This window comes from Apibacter sp. HY039, from assembly GCF_004023655.1.
GTDB lineage: Bacteria > Bacteroidota > Bacteroidia > Flavobacteriales > Weeksellaceae > Apibacter > Apibacter raozihei.
The window spans coordinates 232,299-253,055 of the sequence record NZ_SAYM01000002.1; the positions used below are offsets into that span (position 1 = coordinate 232,299).

Here is a 20,757-nt window from a genome sequence, read left to right on the forward strand (position 1 = left end):
TTAGTCTAATTTTACATAAAAGATATGATATATATCATATATATCAAGTTTATCATCTATTTATATATATATGATATAAATTGTGAATTTGCAAATATGTATATTAAAATAAATTACAAACAAGCTAATGATTATTATTTTAATTAAAAAAATGTAATATTTATAATTATTACATTTTTTATCTACTAAATTAATTTAATCGTTTAAACATTTACTAGCAAGTATCTCTTGAAAAAACAAAAAGCCTGAAAAAATCAGGCTTTTACTAATTATCTTTTAATTATATAAATCGGTATTAATGCCAGTAGACAACCTACAAAATCGGCAAACATATCAGAATATTCAAAAGATCTTCCCATGTTCATATATTCTTGTAAGAACTCTATAATTATACCATAAACTGTAAATATAAAAAGGAAAATAAGACTATGAATCTTAGGAAAGGACAAGCAAGCAAGCAATGTTAAAAGAAAAAATGTAACAGCATGCACCAACTTATCATTATAACTAAATTCAGAGAATAGCCCCCCATTTCCTGATGGCCTGAGCAAAAGCCATGCTAAAACAAAAAAATATATAAGAAATACAATTTTTATTTTTGGCTGGTATTTATCCAACCAATTCTTTATATTTTTCGGCATTTAATAAGTGAGTTGTAGATGAATCTGTTAGTTCTACCTTAATAATCCAACCTTTTCCATACGGATCTGAGTTGACTAAATCCGGAGTAGACTCCAACTCCTGATTAAGTTCCAAAATTTTACCGCTTACAGGCATATACAAATCAGAAACAGTTTTTACAGCTTCTACACTCCCGAAAACTTCTCCTGAATTTAAAGTTTCATCTAAGGTTTCAACGTCAAGAAAGACAATATCACCAAGTTCTTTTTGCGCAAAATCTGTAATACCTACATAAGCAATATTACCTTCTATTCTTACCCATTCATGTTCTGGGCTGTACAATAATTCTGATGGAATATTCATAAAATTTTATTTTAGATGTTCAATTGTTTTTTAAATTAATTTCCAAAAGTAAATGTTGCGCTTAATCCTGCTCTGATAGTAGATAAAGGATATGCCGTTGAAATTTTATATTTGGTAATCATTTGTTCATAGAAAAATTTCAGATTAAAATTTTTGGAAAAGTTATAGTCGGTTGAAAATTTAATGGATACTAAATTTTGACCTCCCGTCACCTGCGAATCCAATTCAACAAGCCTTCTTACTGTTGTTTTATTATCTCTGAAAGAAATATCACCACGAATGTTTAAGTCTCCTTTAATCGTTTTATCAGCTCCTCTATATCTCATTTTCAGCTTAACATCTTTAACTATATAACCCATTCCAAAAACAATTTCATTGCCATAATCTTCCTGCAAAGTATAATTTGTTAAACCTAAGGATGAAATTCTATCTTTGTTATAGGCTACCCGAATCTGAATATTGTTTCTCATAGTCATATCTGCACCAATTAATGGACTAAACCCTTCAGACATCACTACCGTACCATAGGTATAGTAATTAACTCTATTATTATTTAAATCCATAGCATCACTGTTCTGATAATAATCAGGATTGGTTTGTACTCCATTTACGGTGTAATTAGATACGTAACTATGGTTAATTCTAAATTCTTTAAACCAATAATTAATATAAGGAATATTTTTTAGACCTCCATAGGAAACCCTCCAGTTAGGTATAGGGAATCCCCTTTTATATCCTAACTTTTGTTTCTCCGGATTTTTACCTGTAAAGGCAGAGACAAATGCCGGCATTAAAACTTCAGAATTAGTAAGTCCGTATCCGTCCACATATCCGTCGTTATCTGTATCTGTTATTGGTTGTCCCTGTGATCTTGCTACTCTTTGTGAAAGTATTTTAGAGTTTTCAATCATTTTGTTATACACATAATCCCCAGATTTGAACGCTGTACCTATGGATATAACTGTTGAACTAAACATAGAAGTTCTATTTTCAAAAGTACGTGGCTGTATTGGATTTATCGGATATTTAATGCTTCCGTCGGAATTTGTTTCAACCAGATTATACCCTGATTGAGAAAGAGTTTTCTGATGATTTCTCAGAATATTTAAATCAATTTGCAACTGGTTTATCGGTTCTAACTGTAAATTAGCTGTCAGTTGAGAATTAGTGGTTCTTACATATGGAGTGGTCATTAACTCATTAGGTGATATCCATCCCTGTGTTATGGCTTTATTCCTTAAATCGAACTGTGAGCCAAACAAGAATCCAAATGTTGGTCCGGAAGTAGAACTTCCATAATTACCCACACCAAAAAAGTTAGGTTCCGGTAAAAATCCAGGTAAGACAGTTCCTTTATTTTCATTTAACTGTACCTGACCTCTTTTTAAACTACCTGCAATCATCCAAAGATAATCAGTAGGTTTATATTTGGTTTTAATGCTGTACTTTTTAAACGATTTTGGTTTTTTGAGTACAAAGTTAGCTTCATAGGCTCTGTTTAGAGAATCAATTTCTCTTTGTCTTTTACGCTTACGGTCTTCAAAGTTTTTGTAAGCATTAAAATAAGAATAAAATTTAGTAAAGTCTGCATTTCCTACTAATGTTACTGTTTGAGCATTTTGAGCTGTATTCCCCATACTTACTGATTGTTGTGTCAAATATGTTGAACTAGCCTGCCAATCGTATTGCCCTGTATAGCCTGCCTCCAGAGAGGTAAAATCCATATAAGGAAGTAAATGAATCGGAAGTTTGTAGTTTGCCTGAAATCTCTGGTTGTAATTGATAGGTCTTCCAGATTTAAATAGCCCACTCCAAATCATTCCATCATCCGGTAACCCGTTTCCGATATCGTCCAGAATAGTTCGAGTACTTGACGTAAAATCAAGCTTTAAAGAACGGGTAAGGTTAAAACCTACGTTATACTGCCATCCAAATAAGAAATTATTAGAGAATACAGGATTATAGCTACTAGGACTTCCATTCAGATAAGCATTTATATCTCTGTACTGAAATTCATTATAAGTTCTTGCTATATCTGTACGAAAAGATATCCGTGTGGGTACCGGATTAAAATTAACTTCTTTTAATGCTCTCAGATATTTTGCAAATCTACTTGTGTCCTGTACTATTCCTAATTTACGGAAAGGTTCATAAAATTTACCTTTAGGAGTAAAATCATAATTGAAAGCTGCCTGTAAATTTTGTTTTAAATTATATGATGTATATACATCTCTGTAATAATCTGTGGTATAAGAAAAGGAAGCGGATAAGTTTTCAACATCATAAAAACGTGCTTTTTTATTTCCTACCCTGTCTTTTCTCAAATTTGCTACTGAAAAATTCTTTTGAGATGAATAAGTTCTTACAATTTTTTTCAATTCATTTTCCCTCGGATCATTTTTCAGCTTAACATCATTATCTAAAGGATTATACTTTGGATCTATAAATGTTTCTGCTATACTTACACTTACCGGTATTTTAACCCCCCATTTTTCGGGAAGAACCTTGTCAACATTTACTGCAGCACTTACCATATACTGTTTAGTTTCATCCTGACTTCTTTCACTAGGTTTACTGTCTAAAGCCCCAAATCCGGCAGATTGATACGTTCCTGATGCTGATACTTGAGCAAAATCAGCCAAATTAAATGTTAAACTGGCATTGGCTGCATAACCTCCTTCATTGTCAATATCGGAGAGCCTTAATTCATTCAGCCACAAAATTATATGTTTAGTACTACCATTAGTACTACGTACCCCCATCATAATAGATGAAACATTACCTATTGAAGGTCTTCCTTTTACATAAATTAACTTATCTGCATCTCCTGTGATTGTACTCATGTATCTTACAGTGCTGTTATAAGCATTATTTCTGTCTTTTTCACTTTTAGCTGAAACCAAGTCACTTAGATTTAATTCTATAGTATTGTCTAAAGGCCAGATATCTAACGGAGACGTGGCTGAAACCGGAGTATATTTTAAAGGAATTTCATATTCATAATAGTTATCTGATAAATCACTTCCTAATCTAATGAAGAACTTAGTTTCTTTATCTACATAATTACTACTTATATCATTCATATTTTCGGCGTGTACAAACATTTTCAATGTTTTATAACGTCTCATATCCAGACCGATATTTTTATATATACCTCTGGGTTCGGAAGGTTTTAAGTCTTTAACTTCTAATTTTAAAGAAGATTCATTTTGCATTTGAGTACCTGTAGTGTTGCCTAGAATTTCTCGAGATATTCCCGGAGGCAAAACGTATGGAGGTCTGGATGTAGAATTTTCTTCCAAATTTACAGCACTTATCGCTACATTATTTACCGGCGCAACTGTAGCTACTCCTTCATTAGTATCATCTCCGCTATTTCCGCTTATTGCTGAAATATTTCTTTCATATTTCCTCCAGTCACTTCGTACCAAATCAAAGGTTGCAAATCGTAGGGTTACTGTATTCGTAAATCCTTTCATCAACATTCGTAAATAACGTACATTGTTTAAAATCTCGGATTTTCCTTGTGTTCCAAAATCTGAAACAGGTATACGAACCAAGTACCATGTATTAGTGCCAGGATGCCCGTTAGGCAATGTTGTCCTCCATATTTTTTTATCTGCTATATATTTATTGGTTGAGCTTTCCAAATCTGCATGAGTAAGCGTTAGTTTATATTGATTGTAATTTTCTGTTTCATCCAAGTTAAAATCCTTATTTAAATCTTCAGAATCCGGAGAAGCCGATGAAGCATCTAAAGAATTGGACGGAGAATTACCTTCAAGGTTTCTAAAATATTTATACCTGCTTACAATAGAACTTCTATCGTTGGAAGAATCCCAGGCATTATGCATGTAAAAAACAAAGTCATCTGCCGAAGGATCCAATTCATTAGTGAGCGGATTTCTATAGTTGGCCTGAACTCTTTTACCATAAAAAATACTTTCTTCCCAACTCATTAGCCCATCGTACCCCACGTCTTGTTTTTTTCTCGCTTCACCTTCTGTATCAAAGGCATAAATCAACGGATAATTTTTGGGCTGATACCCCCATATACTTTGCGTCATTTGAGTTCTATCATCGGTAACGCCATTTTCATACATCATATATCCATCTTTCAAAACATCTTCGGAAACATTTCCCAGATGAATAATCAACTCAGGATTATCTCCTAACGGATTTGATCCCGGTGATTGCATATCTGCATAGGGATCCATCATCCAAAACTCAAGATATTCAATATTAGCCTCTGAAAAATTGGTTACGCTTATAGGTCTCATTAAACCTCCCCAGCGTTTGGTATATTGACTAAAAGAATCGTCTTCTTCCGGGCTGAAATTGTACGGTCCTCTTTCCCTTGGATAGAACGAGACATCAAAAGTATTCATAAACAATTGTTCTCCGGCAATGTAATCTCTTTCTGAAAAAAGTTCTTTATTTTCAACTCTTCTCTGCATATGTAATGAAAGAGCATCTTTATCTATACCGGCAGGCTGTCCGCCTCCTATTCCAAAAAATCTAGGGTCTATGTTATACCAGCTTGTCAAGGCCCTCCCAAATCCGAAACTTAAAGAATCGGATTTAAATTTTGGTTCAACATCAAAATCACCATACAATTCAGGTCTACTGGCAATGCCCCAATAACTAGGGTCTTTTAAGCTTATTTTAGATGCTGTTGTTTCAAAATCATCTATATATGATTGATTACCAATAGTGGAGTTTTCACCTGGAAGTAATGCTGCTCCTTCAATTTTAAGACTCATATTTGAACGGGCTTCCGTTTTTACTCCCGGAATCCAGTTTGCTAATTTAGTTAAAAAAGGTACCTCCTTATTCAGCATCATATTTATACCCACCATAGAATTATTTACGGGTTCTGCTCCATATTGAACTTTTTGTGTTAAAGGACGTTCTTTATAATTTAAAAAGGTAGCACCTACTAAAAATTCTTCACTGAATTTATGTTCTACATTTAATCCCATAAATCTTTTTTTCTGCATATTAAATGCAAATTGATTTTCAAGACTTATATTTATAGGTACTCCTGAATTTTTATATGTTTCATTTATGATGGTAACCATACCCATTTGATAATCTACCACATAGTCGGCTCCTTCTACTAATGTTTGTCCGTTGGCAGTTACTTTTACAGAACCTCTGGGAACATTAAAAGCACCTAGTGGTATGCCGCTTCCTACTGTTCCTTTAAATCGTCCTTCAATGGTGTATCTTTCTGCTAAGGGGTCTGATGTAACTTCACGGCTTGATTTGAGCTTACGGTATAAATTATCAAATACAAATCTTGAATTGACTGACTGACTGGTCAGGTAATTACCGAAAGGTTCCACTTTAGTAAAAATCAATTTCCCTTTTTGAGAATTTATGGTTATTCCTTCGACAAAGTCAAATATACCATCGCCTTTGCCATTTGCAGAAGCATCATTGTTTAAATTTAATCTATCCCAGTTTAGTAGTTGGATCAACTGACGATTATTAACATTCGGATCTGGTAAATAGTTAATTTTACCTTGAGACGCATCCTGATACAAGACGTTAAGCATAAAGTCTTCAGAGGTAATTTGGGAACCGTCTAAACCATAAATATTTTTCATCATTAAATTCCACATCGGTGATTCTGTAACAACTACCTGATTGGGTTTTAATAACTTAACAACTAAAACTTTGGATGTTTCACTGGAAAATTCACCAACTTTATATATTTTAGAAGGATTCCTTGAATCTGTATACTGAAAAGCAACCGCAAGCAACTGATCATTATTCAGCTTCTGATTTAAGGATATATAACCTAATTGAGCGTTATATGTATACTCAGATTCAGAAAGCTTTTTTACCCGTTTATGGGTAACAAAGTTTTCTCCGCTCACGTAATTTACTACTCCGCCCTGATAGTCGGGAAGAGATCTTCCATTTACAGCATTGTAAACTGTAGATGCATCTCTTATTATATCTCCGAGACTTGTGATTGATGAATAAATTCCCTGGTTATCATTGCTTGGTAAATCGGAGCTTAAGTTTGATTCTCCTAAGTCTCTTAATGCTAATATAGGTCTTTGTTCCTGCAAATTAGAATTTCCCTGATCAATACGCCAGACCTCCATTCGGGTAATATTGATAGTAGAATTTATATAAGGATAATTTAATAAGGCGTTATCATAATTGTTTCTAAAATATTGACCTAAAAAATAGTGTTGATTTTCTTCGTATTCGGCTACTTTGAGTTTAAAGGTATTCACAACCCCTCCTCCCTGAACAGTAATATTACGTGCTTCAGACTGCTGTTCTGAAAAAACAGTGGTAAGATAGGTGTTTCCAAACTGGAACTCTCCTTTTACCCCAAATAAAGATTGAGCTCCGGTTATCAGACTGGTACTTAAAGGCATACTTACATTACCAAATTCTATTTTCTTTACGATCTGATCTTCTCCTCCGGCCAGGGCGTCTGGTTTCCATGCCAGGTTTAGCCTGTTTTCAAAATTAAATCCGGCCTGTGTATCATAATTAACTCCTAACTGTACATTTTTACCTACACTTCCCTGTAAGCTCATTTGTATTCTCTGACGGAGATCTATGGTAAAATTCTTTCTGTTTTGAGGTAGGATTTGAGGATTATCAATTTTTTGATATAAAATACCCAAATCAAAGGAAGCAAATCCGGAGGGTCTTAATTCAATACGATTTCCACCGAATATTTTTTCAAATATTTTTGACTTGACAGTAATTCCTGGAATAAATCTTTTATCTTTTCCATTGGTTCCTGACTTAGCTGTTTTATTTGCTTCTTCCTGTAATCTGTTTTTTTCCCTGTAATACTCTTTGGATTTTTGTTGCATTACGTATTGGGTATATTCGTCAGGTGTCATCGTCACAGGTGTACCTACCACTACTCCTCCCACCTTAGGGTAGAGTATGTAATTTCCTGCTTTATAATCATAATAGGCTTCATACTTAACGGGATCGTCAAGACTAAGGCCTTGTTCATCTGTATTTTCCTGAGCTAATAAAGAATTGTTTCCTATGATAATAAATAAAAAAAGTAAACAACAATAAATTTTCCTCAAAGCTTTCAAGTTTATAGTTTTTTTAGAGTTTCTTTTATCAGGGTTTCCACTTGTATTTCCGGATTGCCCTCTAATATTTTATCGATAATTTTTTCTGTAATTTTTTTGGAAATACCTAGTACTTCTAAAGCACTTAACGCTTCAAATTTGTTTTTATTGCTTGAACCTGCTTCTAAAACTTCGGATGTTTCCAAGCCTGTAATTTTATCTCGAAGATCGAGTATAATCCTCTGTGCAGTTTTTGTACCTATTCCTTTAATCTTTTGAAGGGCAAGGTTATTTCCACTGGAAATTGCTGTAGCAATTTCAACTGAAGACATGGAGGACAACATCATTATTGCTGAGGCTGGACCTACGCCATTCACACTTATTAATAAATTAAATAAGGCTCTTTCTGCTTTGGTTGAAAAACCATATAACAGGTGTGCATCTTCTCTTATAATTTCCTGAACATATAAGTGTGTTTTATCTAATTTCTGCACCTCTGTATAGGTTTGCAAACTTATAGTTGCAGAGTATCCCACTCCGTTACAATCGATTACGATACTGGAGGGGGATACTTCAAATATATTTCCTGACAAATGAGTTATCATATATTAAATAACTTTTGGCTAAAATAATTATTATTTTCTTAATTGGGCATCAATTACTGCAAGTGTTGCTAAATTAACTATTTCGTCAACACTGGATCGTAAACTCATTACTTGTATTGGCTTGCTTAGTCCCATTAAAACCGGACCAATAATCTGTGATGATTTTAATCCTTTTACCAGTTTAAAACTTAAATTTGCTGAAGTTAAATCAGGAAATATTAAAACATTAGCCGGCTTGTCTCCAATTTTTGAAAAAGGAAAAGCACTTAACAATTCTTCATCTAGTGCAAAATCCGGCTGCATTTCTCCATCTACGATTAGTTCCGGATCTATTTCATGCAGAATTCTAACCGCTTTTGCTACTTTTTTGGATATTGGTGAATAATTTGAAAAGTTTTCATACGATAATAGAGCTACTCTTGGTTTAATAGCAAGAGCTTTTGCAAAATTTGCAGTTAGTTGAGTAATTTCGACTAAATCATCAGTAGTAGGATCTACATTTACAGAAGTATCTGCAACAAAAATAGGTCCTTTTTTGGTAACCATAATCATAGCAGAAGCTACTTTCTTGGAAGTTTCCACTCTATCTATAACTTCAAGAATTGGGTGAAGTACACTTTTATAACTTTTTGAAAATCCTGTAAGCAATGCGTCAGCATCGCCCATTTCAACTGCCAAAGGTCCATAGTAATCCCGACTTTTTAAAAGTCTGTTTGCCTGATATATTGAACTTATTCCGTTTCTTTTTCTTTTGTTGTATAAGTAGTCTGCATATTTTTCAAATCGTTCTTTATTTTCTATATCATCCATATCCCAGATTGGAATATTATCGAAATCCAAATTATAATTTTTCTTAGCAGCTTCTATTTTTGATCTTTTTCCTAACAGGATAGGTTTTGCAATACCTTCTTCAGAGAGGATTTGAGCTGCTTTTAATACATTGTACTCTTCTGCGTTATTCAGTAATATTTTTTTCGGATTTGCCTTTGCTCTTGTTTGTAAAATACGGATTAGCTTTTGATCAGTACCTCCCAGCCTATCCAGTAATTCTTCTTCATAACTGTTCCAATCTTTGATTGGAGCGCCTGCAACCCCACTTTCCATAGCTGCTTTGGCTACTGCCATTGAAACTCTGGTTATTAAACGGTTATCAAATGGTTTAGGAATTATATATTCTCGACCAAATTTCATGTTCTTCACATTATATGCCAGACTTACCTGCTCCGGTACGCTTTCTTTTGCCAGTTCCGCCAATGCTCTTACAGCTGCAAGCTGCATTTCCTGATTGATATCTGTAGCACGAACATCCAGCGCTCCTCTAAATATATAAGGAAATCCTAATACATTATTTACCTGATTAGGATAATCACTTCTACCGGTTGCCATTATAACATCTTTTCTTGTCTCAATAGCCAGATTATAATCAATTTCCGGTGTTGGATTTGCCATAGCAAAAACAATTGGGTCTGCATTCATTGAGGTTAGCATGGACGGGGAAACTATATTACCTTTGGAAAGGCCTATGAATACATCACTGTTTTTCATGGCATCTTCCAATGTTCTGTCAGAAGTTTCCACGGCAAATTCCTGCTTTTCTTCGTTAAGATCTGTTCTCCCTTTATATATTACTCCTTTGCTATCACACATAAGTATATTTTCGGGTCTTGCTCCTAGAGCTTTATATAATCGTGTACAAGATATAGCTGCTGCTCCGGCACCGCTAACTACTATTTTAACTTTTGAAATATCTTTGGAAGTTAATTCCAAAGCATTTAAAAGAGCTGCGGCAGATATAATTGCCGTCCCGTGCTGATCATCGTGCATTACAGGAATGTCCAATTCTGCTTTTAATCTTTTTTCAATTTCGAAAGCTTCGGGAGCCTTAATATCTTCAAGATTAATTCCACCAAATGTGGGTGCAATTGATTTTACTATTTCTATAAATTTATCCGGATTGGTTTCATTAACTTCAATATCAAATACATTAATACCTGCAAATATTTTAAATAACAACCCTTTTCCTTCCATTACAGGTTTTGAAGCATCTGCTCCTATATCTCCTAATCCTAATACTGCTGTACCGTTAGATATTACAGCTACTAAATTTCCTTTTGATGTATATTTATAAGCGTCTGCAGGATTTCTGTTTATTTCCATACAAGGTTCTGCCACTCCAGGAGAATAAGCTAAAGCCAAGTCTCTTTGGGTAGAATGTGGCTTAGTGGGAACTACTTCTATTTTTCCTTCAGGTTTAGAACTGTGATATTCTAAAGCTGCTTCTCTTAAATTTTTTTCTTTTGACATTTTTTATCGTTTTTTCTTAGCTTTTTTCTGTTTTTATAACTTACAAAAGTACATTTTTTTTATTTAGATGTTGAGTTGTTATACAGATTTATCTTTATACAAACTCTATTTATTTTCATGTGTTTACACTATATAAATAAAAATACATAAAACTATATACGATAAGATACTTACATTTAGTATATGCTCTACACATTATTTAAGTTTACTATCAGCTAAAGTTGCAACTTTATATAATTTTTCACATTATTTTCTAACTACGCAAATACACTTCGTCTTTCATTTCTACCTTTGTGCTGTCTTATTATTATATGTTCATTAATTGATTGTTACTGCTTACTTAAATAATATATACTAAGGTTCTATTTATTATTTAAATAAATTTTAGCAATATGAATAAAAATTGGAAAATAGAAAAACTCCTTAACGGAGAAACTATTGTTTCACGAGAACCAGGTAATTCTATGTTACCTATTTTAAAATCTAAACAGGCTGTAATTTTAGAACCTGTAAGATGGGAAGACTGTTGTGAAGGAGATATAGTTTTCTGCAAAGTGCGGGGAAATATATTTACACACCTTGTAAAAGGTAAAAACACCAAAAGAGGACTTCTTATCGGGAATAACCGTGGACACACCAACGGATGGACAAAAAGTGTGTATGGCAAAGTCATTGAGATTCTTAATGACTAGCCTAAAAAAGTTAAAAAACTATTTTTATATTTTCAATACATGATTTGCTTAGTTATATTTAATATTTAGGTTTGTACCTAAAAAAATGTAATTTTGCAAAAAAAATTCATGAAAACTCCTTTAGATACTCGTGTTGAAAAGTTGAAACAACAAGGTTATGATTTATCTTTAAATAAAGTTCTGGATGATGCTTTTAGTGCCTGGAAAAAAATACTTTTTATGGGTATTGTCTATGTACTTTTCTCTTATTTATTCAGTAATCTGGTTTCTTTATTCTTATCCAACATTTTAGGAACTAAAGACTTAGATACTGAATTTAGTAATTCAATAATGAGTTTAAGTCAAAAACCTAATGGTTTTACTGAAATGATCCCCTTATTTCAGGAATATATGTACAACCCCCTAATTTTATCTAAAGCATTCATCTCTTCTTTCATTAACTTACTTATTTTCCCTATGGGAGCAGGGCTTATTTACTGTGCTTATCAGGCCGACAAAACAGGTACTACATCTTTTAAAGATCTGATCAGAGGATTTCAGGGCAATAAATTTATTAACCTTTTAGGACTAACCATTATTGTTTCTGTAGTAACTCTTTTAAGTGCATTTTTACTGTTTATTCCTTTATTATATATAATTCCTGCATTTTTACTTGCTGGAGCTTTTATTATTATAGACGAGGTTTCTCTATCCAAGGCCATCAAAAATAGTATAAAAATTGTTAATATGAATTTTGGTAAGGTTTTACTTGTATCCGTTGTATCTTTTTTGATAAGTAAAGTTTTAGGTGTTGCGATGTGTGGAATCGGATTAATTATTACCATACCATACTCTTTTGCTATTGTATATTCAGTGTATAAAAACACTATAGAGACCGTAAAAACTGAAGACATTTCTGAATAAAGTATAATTTTAAAAATATAAATTTTGATACCCACATTATTAAAGAGGCTTCGTATAAAATACAATATTGCCATTCGTAAGTTCAGGTATCAAAATCCGGAGGCTTTTGTATATCTGGTAAGTACCTTAATCGGCATTACTGGCGGATTGAGTGCTGTTATCTTAAAGAATCTTGTAAGCTTTACAGAGGAGCTTGTTTATCACAATGAAAATATTCATTATAATTACTGGACTATCATATTACCAGCCATAGGTATTCTGCTTACGGTTATTTATATCAAATATTTTGTCAAAGCAAACATTAGCCATGGAGTTGAAAAAGTACTATATGCTATATCTAAAAACAGGAGTAAAATTGACAAAAAAAATACTTATAGTTCCGTTATATCAAGTAGCTTAACAGTAGGATTTGGCGGTTCTGTAGGATTAGAAGCTCCTATAGTATACACCGGAGCTGCTATCGGATCCAATATAGCTCAAAAATTTAATTTAAATTTAAAATTAAGAACTCTTTTTATAGCTTGTGGCTGTTCAGCAGCAATTGCAGGAATATTTAAGGCACCGATAGCTGCCATTATTTTTTCTTTGGAAGTTTTAATGATTGATTTAAGCATGTGGTCTTTAATACCTATTTTAATTTCGTCCACTACCGGAGCTTTAGTTTCTTATTTTTTATTGGGAGATAAAATATCTTTCTATTTTGCTATTTTTGAACCTTTTGATAAAACTAAAATTCCCTTTTATGTTCTGTTAGGAATGTCCTGCGGTTTTTTCTCCCTATATTTTACTAAGGTAAGTCGCTTAACCGAGAAGTTTTTTTCAAAGTATAAAAATAAATATTTGAAGGCTCTACTGGGAGGTGGTGCGGTGGGAATTCTCATATTTGTATTTCCCCCTCTGTTTGGTGAAGGATATATTGGCCTCCAGCATTTAATGAGTGATCACCCGGAAAGCATTGCTAATAATTCTTTTTTTTATTCACTCCGTTCCCATGATTATTTTCTTATCATTTTTTTGATTGGAATATTATTTATTAAAGTTATTGCCAGTAGCTTTACAACAGCTTCCGGCGGTATCGGAGGGGTTTTTGCTCCGGCTCTTTTTACTGGTGGAATTTTAGGTTTTGTTTTTGCAAAAATCATCAACCTATTTAATTGGGTTAAACTTTCTGAGCATAATTTTACATTAGTAGGAATGGCTGGTGTTATGGCAGGAATTATGCATGCTCCTATGACTTCTATTTTTTTAATTGCTGAAATTACCGGAGGCTATAATTTATTATTTCCATTAATAATAACCTCTTCAGTTGCATATTTAGTGAAATACCGACTAGATAAATACTCTGTCTATACGTATAACCTAAAACGGCAAAATCAGATGATTACACATAATAAAGACAAAGAAGCAATTCGAAGGATGAATATGGAAGATTTAATTGAAACTGATTTTATTACAGTTCCCTTAACCTTATCTTTATCAAAATTTATTAAAGAAGAAATTCCTAAATCAAGGAAAAATCTATTTGTTGTTGAGAATGTTGAAGGAATTTTTATAGGTGTTATTTTGGTAGACGAACTTATGGATGTCTTATTGAACAAAGAAAAATACGAAAATTTAAAGATCGTTGATGTTGTATCTAAACCTCCGGCAGTCATTAATCTTCACGATGATAATGAGGCGGTTTTTAAATTATTTGATCAAACTAATTCATGGTACCTTCCTGTTGTTGAAAATAAAAAATATATAGGTATGCTTTCCAAATCCAAATTACTTCAGAAATACAGAAAATTAATCGTAGATTTTTCAGAGGATTAAATTCTTTAGATTGTAATTTAAAATAAGCATGAAAAAATCTGATATAAGTCCAATGCCTCAGTATTTTGACAAATATATAAATTTGGTAAAAGATATTGAGTTACTTGATGCTTTTGAAAGCAGCCTTGAAGATCTTTATACTTTGGATACTTGTCTTTTAGAAAAAATAGGAAATAAGACCTACCTGAAAGATAAATGGGAAATTAAAGAGATTATACAACATATTACTGATATAGAAAGACTTTTAACTTCAGGCGTATTACGTTTTTCCAGAAATGAACCTAACTTTATTATCAGTTTTGACGAAAATAGACTTACAAAAAACTCTAAAGCTAAAAACAAAAAATTGGCTTATATACTAGAAGAATTAATATCAGTAAGAAGGTCTACAATTTGTCTTTATCAGAGTTTTGATGAAGAAGATTTACAAAAAAAGGAATTAATTGGAGATATGAAATCTCTGTATTAGCAATGGGTTTTAACATTATAGGACATCAGATGCATCATCTTAATTTTATAAAATCTAACTATTATCCACTTATAGAATTTTAAATTTTCCGACAATTAATATACCATTTAACATCTAAATTGAAAACCTAGCTGATAAATAATTCCCTTTACCTTTACATTACACCAATGTCATATTATTTCTTAATTATATATTTATCTTTTTTATTATGCAATCTTTATTTAAACTACCGGAAGATTTATTTCACAATCAAACTGATATAAATTTTTACATTTATACTAATAATTCATCCAACCGAAACCGGATAGTATTTTCTCATCATGTACTATGCTTTCTTATTAAAGGTGTCAAAGAAATTCATCATGCCAATTTTCACCAAACTATAACTAATTCTCAGTATTTTCTGCTTCCCTCCGGAAGAACTTTAATGACTGATAAAATAAATAATAATGAATATAAAAGCCTATTGTTATTTTTTTCTGACAATTTTCTTTCCCAATTTTGTCTTAGTAATACTATAGACTTTACGAATAAAAATATGGCTACCAATATTGAAGTCTTTAAAAAAGATAATTTTATACGTAATTATGAAAACTCATTATTGCTACTTAAAAATGAAATTCTCAACAGTGAAGAATTAAAAAAAATAAAATTGAATGAAATTCTTAATTATATACTTATAAATTCGAAGGAAAAGATGTTTTCATTTATCAGCAACTGTTTTCGGCAAAAAGACAAAATAGTATTTATGCAGGTTATAGAAAAGAATAAATATACCAATCTTACAATCAAGGAACTTTCTTTTCTTTGTAATATGAGTATTTCTACATTTAAACGCAATTTTCATGAAATATACGCAACTACTCCAAAAAAATATTTTATTGATCATAAAATGTTGAAAGCTAAAAAACTCCTAATGAAAGGTAAATACATATCAGACATATCTGAAGAACTACAATATCAAAACTTATCCTCTTTTAGTAAAGAGTTTAAAAAATATTTCGGTGTTTCTCCCAAAGAATTTACTAATAATATAACTTACTAAAATTTGAACGTTCTGGATAAGTAATAAATCTTTTAAGATAATCTTTCTTACCACTTCTAATCATAGTTTTGTTGAAAATAAAAAACAAAATTATGAAAAAAGTATTTTTTATACTGATAACTTGTGCATATTGTTCCATACAGGCACAAAACTTTACTTTAAAAAGTAACACACTTCAGGGGCAGGCAGAAAGTAATCTCATGTTTAATGGAATGGGATGTAATGGAGAAAATATGTCTCCACAACTATTTTGGGAAAATGTACCAATTCAGACTCAGAGTTTTGCTATTACCATCTTTGATCCGGATGCACCCACAGGAAGCGGATGGTGGCATTGGGTGGCGTATAATATCCCCTCAGATATAAGAGAAATGAAAGCAAATGCAGGAAATATAACAAAAAAGATCGCGCCTTTAGGAACTATACAAAGTAAAACAGATTATGGTACGTATGGATATGGAGGCCCCTGTCCTCCAACAGGAGATCGTCCACATCAATATATAATTACAATATATGCATTAGACACCCCACTTTTAGATTTGGATAAAGATGCTTCACCTGCTTTAGTAGGCTTCTATTTACAACAACATACTATTCAAAAAGCATCTTTGATATTTTATTCTCAACGTTAAAATTTATAAATTACATGTATTAAATCTTAATTTTTAAGTATTTACATTTAATTTAATCTTTATACATCTTTTACTTTAATATAAATTTTCAAAAGATTAAATTCTTGCGTTTGCAAGAATAAACAAAGGGTGTCAGGATTTATAAAACCTGACACCACTTCTTAAATAAATTTATTATGAAAAAATCTATTGCCCTAAAGGCTCATGCTCCACGCGTAATAATCTGGAATCTACCTGAATATCGTAGGTAAATTTTGTTGAAGTAAGTTCCGTAATAGCTACTGTTCGGCTCCATAGTACTTCTCCGTTATTATTTTTTGCAATTAAATTTCTTAATTTACCATCTAACGAAACATACCATTCTCCTTGAGATCTTACATTGGATTTATCTCCATAAGCAGTAATCATAAAATTACCGTTTGAAAATTCCCCCCTGTCGTTTTTAGGAAAATATAAATTTCCTGAGTTATTGATATAATAAGCATCTCCTGAGAAATTAGAAGCAGGTGCCACCGTCCTGTCCATTTCAACTGCATTTTCTTGTCCGTTGGTTATGTCCCACACTTTTGTAGTTGTCCAATCCGTTGAAGCCAGAACCTGAGCCGGGGTTAAAACCTCATTATGATTAACAGGTATATGTTCAACATAATAAATTATGGAAGGATCACTGCTATCAGGGATAGCATAAGTAAAAATAGTATGACTTAAAGCCATAATATCTACATTTCTTTCAAAAGCTACACTATTATCAGAGTTATAAACTACCAGTTTTCTCTGAGATTCATCATTGATTAAAGACCATTCACCAAATATTTTGGGCTGATCTGTAAAATCAACAATTCTAAATGTACCATCGGTTCTATAATACGCATATCCTGCATAATTTGAAGCCGGTGCAACGGATAAATCTAATTGATTTCCACGGTTATCAGTTACTTTAGTAGTTATCCAAACGTGAGTGGATAAAATATCACTTTTAGTTTCTCCCTGCGGAGATAAATTTGTTACTAAGTCATCATCTGAACAGGATACATTTAGAATTAAGGTAGTGATAGACATAAATATTACACTAATCAAACGTTTTGTTGTCATTTTAAATATTTTTATTAGTTTCAAACAAAACTATTTCTAAATTTAGACTAATCTCTTATCCTAAATCAATTTTTAATACAAAATAATTGTTATCTTTGATTGTCTGTAGCTGCCTTAAGTATGCTCATTCGATAATCATATTGAAAGTAAAGATTCATTCAAAATTTCAAAATATTTATCAAATAAAATTAAATTTTAAAAACTAATTTATCTATCTTAATTTGTATTTATTCTATTAAACTATTTATAATAAATTATTTATTGCTAAATAATTTATATTATACTTAGCAATACCCTTGTTTAAATATCATAATAAATAATGTAAATTTATGAAATCGAGTAATTGTCTTATATATGTAATTTTCCCAGTAATGTTGCTATTTCTAGCAGGGTGTAAAACTCAATCTATAAAATCTGAATTCAATGATTCTATTTATCATTTAATTAAAAATAAAAAGTTAGATATAGGGATTTCAGTAAGAGATAATACCGGTGATGAAATTGTATCATATAACCAAAATAAAAAATATAAATTGTATAGTGTATCAAAATATTTTTTAGGATTATATATACTAGATCAGGTTGATAAAGGTAATCTTAATTTAAACCAACCTGTAATATTTTCCAAAAAAGACCTAAAGCCTGATCTTTATAGTCCTTTAAGAGATAGTAACCCACTAGGAACAACTCTAACTTTAAAAGAATCAATTAAATATTTAATAGAAGATAGTGATAATAATGTATTTGATAAATTGATTGATATTTCAGGAGGATTTCAAAGGTTGAATTTATTTGTGCACCAAATTGTTCCAAACAAAAATAAATTTGCTATTAATGCAGGGTATTCTGATTCAGAAACATTGTTCCAATCAAATGTAATTACTCCCAGTCTAACAACTGAAATCCTTTACAAGATGGAAAACAGACAAATTATTTCTGATGAAAGTTTAAATTTACTGAAATTTTATATGCAACACTCTGTAAATAATAAGCGGATTCAGGGGTTGTTACAAACTAAGACAAAATCTTTTCATAAATCAGGCACATCAGGAAGAAAAGATGGAATTATAACTGCTACCAATGACATTGGCATTGTAGAATTACAAGACGAACAATCATTTAGTATAGCTGTATTTATTTCAAACTCACACGAAGATGATGCCACTAATGAATATATAATTGCTAAACTGGCAGATATAATCTATGATAGATTAAACAATATGTAAAATTGTAGGCTTACCTTTTTATAGACTATTAAAACTCCTGAGAATACAAAGCTCTGAGTACCCAGTATTGATTATTTGAATTTAAATTGAATTCGTATTTAACCAGCTCGTTTAAAACCAAGAAAATACCCTGATTGTTTTTTTCAAAAATTCCCATTTTTATACCTTCATCATTAATACTGATTCCGAATCTACTGTTGAGCCTATGAATATTTTCCTTACTGACTGATTCCAATATCAGTATATCTCCGTTTTTATAAGCAAATTTTTCCGGAAGATTATATGAATTATCTATTTCAATGGCTAATAAATCAAAAGGTGAATCATTAGGAATACACATCATAGGTAATTTTTCCAAAAAGTCCGATTCATTAAAATTCTGTATAAATTCAGAAAAATTAGCAGAAGAAATATAAGGTATTTCAACAAACTTATCTTTCCTTTTTAGCATTTCCATATCTATAACCAAGCTGGAATCAAAGTGCAGCAATTCATTCACCGAAAGATCCCTTAAAATAAAATCATCCAGCGGAATGCCAAAATATTTAGCAATATTAACTACAATTTCTATTTTAGGTTCTGCTCTTAATTCTTCATAAGAACTTATGTTTCCCCTTGTGAGCTTGAATAAATCAGCAAACGCTTGTTGACTCAACCCTTTGACTCCTCTGATTTTTTTTATATTTCTTCCGATTTTACTCATAAAAAGATGCTAAAAATTTTTGCAATTAAAAAATATTTAGCTATATTTGCTAAAATTATTAGCAAATATATCACTTATATTTGATATGACTAAAACCTATGATCATGTATTTTAAAAAAATTGAAACCTTTATTTCTGAACTTGGACATACCATATCCTTCAAAGATGAGGAAAAAGGCATTTTCTGCATTGAAAATGAAGAAGATGGAATCAAAAACCTCGTCATAGGAGTTGCTCCGCCCATTGTTGTACTAGAGCAGTATATTTTTACATTATATCAGGATGACAAAGAAATATTTAAATCTTTATTACAAAAAAACCGGGATATAGTACATGGTGCATTTGTACTGGACGAAACCGGAAAAAGAGTTATATTCCGCTACACGATGCAAATTGAAAATCTCGACATAAATGAACTGGAAGGAGCCTTAAACTCTTTAGGATTATTACTAAGCGAATATTACGAACAAATACTGACATTTTCTAAAACAAAAAAATAAAAACCATCATGAATATATTTAAAAGACTTTTACGAATAGGCACAGCGGAAATACACTCCGTTGTCGATAAAATGGAAGATCCGATACGAATGACCGAACAAGGCATCCGGGAGATGAAAGAAGATTTGGAAAAAAGCCTGGAAGCCTTAGCAAGAGTAAAAGCTTTAGCTATACGTGCAAAAAATGACAGTTCTAAAAAAACTTCTGAAGCGGAAGATTATGAAAATAAAGCTTTTTTACTCATGTCCAAAGCCCAAAAAGGTGAACTTGATGCTGCACAGGCAGAAAAATTAGCCAAAGAAGCCCTCTCTCTTAAAGCAAGACTGCATTCTGAAGTAGAAATTCTTAATGGAGAAAAAATCCAGCATGAAAAAGCAGTGGATGAAATGCAAAAAAATGTTGAAATTCTTAAATTTAACATCAATAAATGGGAAAATGAACTAAGAATTCTACGTGCCCGGGTAAAAGTGAGTAAAGCCACCAAAGAAGTTAACAAACAGCTAGCCCAGATAGATAATAACAGCACGATAAGTATGCTGGAAAAAATGAAAGAGAAAGTAGCAGAAGAAGAAGCTTTAGCACAGGCATACGGAGAGCTTGCAAACCAAAACATATCTCTTGATGAGGAAATTGATCGGGCTATTGGTAAAGATTCGATGCAAGTCAACAGCGAGCTCGAAAACATAAAAAAAAGACTGGGAATGGAATAAAAAACCCAAC

The 20,757-nt window shown here is 31.8% G+C and carries 16 protein-coding genes; 9 read left to right on the forward strand and 7 right to left on the reverse strand.

Translation table 11 applies throughout. From position 1 onward, the window contains the following. Positions 1 to 269: 269 nt before the first annotated feature. The 5 genes from EQ921_RS05110 to EQ921_RS05130 are packed head-to-tail and all read right to left on the reverse strand — an operon-like array spanning position 270 to position 10,960. Positions 270 to 641 (reverse strand): VanZ family protein, encoded by a 372-nt coding sequence (locus EQ921_RS05110; RefSeq protein WP_128330844.1) that lies wholly within the window; start codon positions 639 to 641, stop codon positions 270 to 272. Further along, complete coding sequence (gene gcvH, locus EQ921_RS05115; RefSeq protein ID WP_128153112.1) at positions 610 to 984, reverse strand: glycine cleavage system protein GcvH; 375 nt, start codon at positions 982 to 984, stop codon at positions 610 to 612. Before gcvH ends, EQ921_RS05110 begins: the two co-directional genes overlap by 32 nt. 35 nt (positions 985 to 1,019) lie before the next feature. Continuing rightward, positions 1,020 to 8,063: a cell surface protein SprA gene (sprA, locus tag EQ921_RS05120; protein ID WP_164875585.1), complete on the reverse strand. Its 7,044-nt coding sequence runs from the start codon at positions 8,061 to 8,063 to the stop codon at positions 1,020 to 1,022. Between the two features lie 11 nt (positions 8,064 to 8,074). Beyond that, the gene (ruvA, locus tag EQ921_RS05125; RefSeq protein WP_128330846.1) at positions 8,075 to 8,656 is read right to left on the reverse strand and encodes a Holliday junction branch migration protein RuvA; all 582 of its coding nucleotides are present in this window, start codon (positions 8,654 to 8,656) and stop codon (positions 8,075 to 8,077) included. A gap of 30 nt (positions 8,657 to 8,686) precedes the next feature. Next, complete coding sequence (locus tag EQ921_RS05130) at positions 8,687 to 10,960, reverse strand: NADP-dependent malic enzyme (RefSeq protein ID WP_128153115.1); 2,274 nt, start codon at positions 10,958 to 10,960, stop codon at positions 8,687 to 8,689. 392 nt (positions 10,961 to 11,352) lie between these two features. On the opposite strand from EQ921_RS05130, the gene EQ921_RS05135 reads away from it, so the two are divergent. The 6 genes from EQ921_RS05135 (at position 11,353) to EQ921_RS05160 (ending at position 16,516) form a co-directional block, all read left to right on the forward strand. Next, positions 11,353 to 11,652 (forward strand): phage repressor protein, encoded by a 300-nt coding sequence (locus EQ921_RS05135; protein ID WP_128153116.1) that lies wholly within the window; start codon positions 11,353 to 11,355, stop codon positions 11,650 to 11,652. Between the two features lie 108 nt (positions 11,653 to 11,760). After that, the gene (locus EQ921_RS05140) at positions 11,761 to 12,555 is read left to right on the forward strand and encodes a hypothetical protein (RefSeq protein WP_128153123.1); all 795 of its coding nucleotides are present in this window, start codon (positions 11,761 to 11,763) and stop codon (positions 12,553 to 12,555) included. A 24-nt stretch (positions 12,556 to 12,579) separates the two neighbouring features. Next, entirely contained in the window at positions 12,580 to 14,370 is a 1,791-nt protein-coding gene (locus EQ921_RS05145; protein WP_128330847.1) for a chloride channel protein, read from the forward strand. A 28-nt stretch (positions 14,371 to 14,398) separates the two neighbouring features. Then, complete coding sequence (locus tag EQ921_RS05150) at positions 14,399 to 14,839, forward strand: DinB family protein (protein ID WP_128330848.1); 441 nt, start codon at positions 14,399 to 14,401, stop codon at positions 14,837 to 14,839. A 208-nt stretch (positions 14,840 to 15,047) separates the two neighbouring features. Then, entirely contained in the window at positions 15,048 to 15,884 is an 837-nt protein-coding gene (locus EQ921_RS05155) for an AraC family transcriptional regulator (RefSeq protein ID WP_128330849.1), read from the forward strand. A gap of 92 nt (positions 15,885 to 15,976) precedes the next feature. Then, positions 15,977 to 16,516, forward strand: a complete 540-nt coding sequence (locus EQ921_RS05160; RefSeq protein WP_128330850.1) for a YbhB/YbcL family Raf kinase inhibitor-like protein — start codon at positions 15,977 to 15,979, stop codon at positions 16,514 to 16,516. 186 nt (positions 16,517 to 16,702) lie between these two features. Here the strand turns inward: EQ921_RS05160 and EQ921_RS05165 are convergent, their stop codons facing one another. Beyond that, the gene (locus EQ921_RS05165) at positions 16,703 to 17,608 is read right to left on the reverse strand and encodes a DUF4822 domain-containing protein (protein ID WP_128330851.1); all 906 of its coding nucleotides are present in this window, start codon (positions 17,606 to 17,608) and stop codon (positions 16,703 to 16,705) included. A 371-nt stretch (positions 17,609 to 17,979) separates the two neighbouring features. Between EQ921_RS05165 and EQ921_RS05170 the strand changes: the two genes are divergently transcribed. After that, entirely contained in the window at positions 17,980 to 18,834 is an 855-nt protein-coding gene (locus EQ921_RS05170) for a serine hydrolase (RefSeq protein ID WP_164875586.1), read from the forward strand. A gap of 28 nt (positions 18,835 to 18,862) precedes the next feature. Here EQ921_RS05170 and EQ921_RS05175 read toward each other — a convergent pair whose 3' ends face one another. Next, positions 18,863 to 19,537 carry a helix-turn-helix domain-containing protein gene (locus EQ921_RS05175; RefSeq protein WP_128153130.1) on the reverse strand — a complete coding sequence of 225 codons (675 nt, stop codon included), beginning with the start codon at positions 19,535 to 19,537 and terminating at the stop codon, positions 18,863 to 18,865. A gap of 104 nt (positions 19,538 to 19,641) precedes the next feature. On the opposite strand from EQ921_RS05175, the gene EQ921_RS05180 reads away from it, so the two are divergent. Together EQ921_RS05180 and EQ921_RS05185 are read left to right on the forward strand one after the other, a co-directional pair. Beyond that, the gene (locus tag EQ921_RS05180; RefSeq protein ID WP_370449494.1) at positions 19,642 to 20,037 is read left to right on the forward strand and encodes a molecular chaperone Tir; all 396 of its coding nucleotides are present in this window, start codon (positions 19,642 to 19,644) and stop codon (positions 20,035 to 20,037) included. 8 nt (positions 20,038 to 20,045) lie between these two features. After that, positions 20,046 to 20,747, forward strand: coding sequence for a PspA/IM30 family protein (locus tag EQ921_RS05185; protein WP_128330853.1), 702 nt, complete (start codon positions 20,046 to 20,048; stop codon positions 20,745 to 20,747). Positions 20,748 to 20,757: the final 10 nt, after the last annotated feature.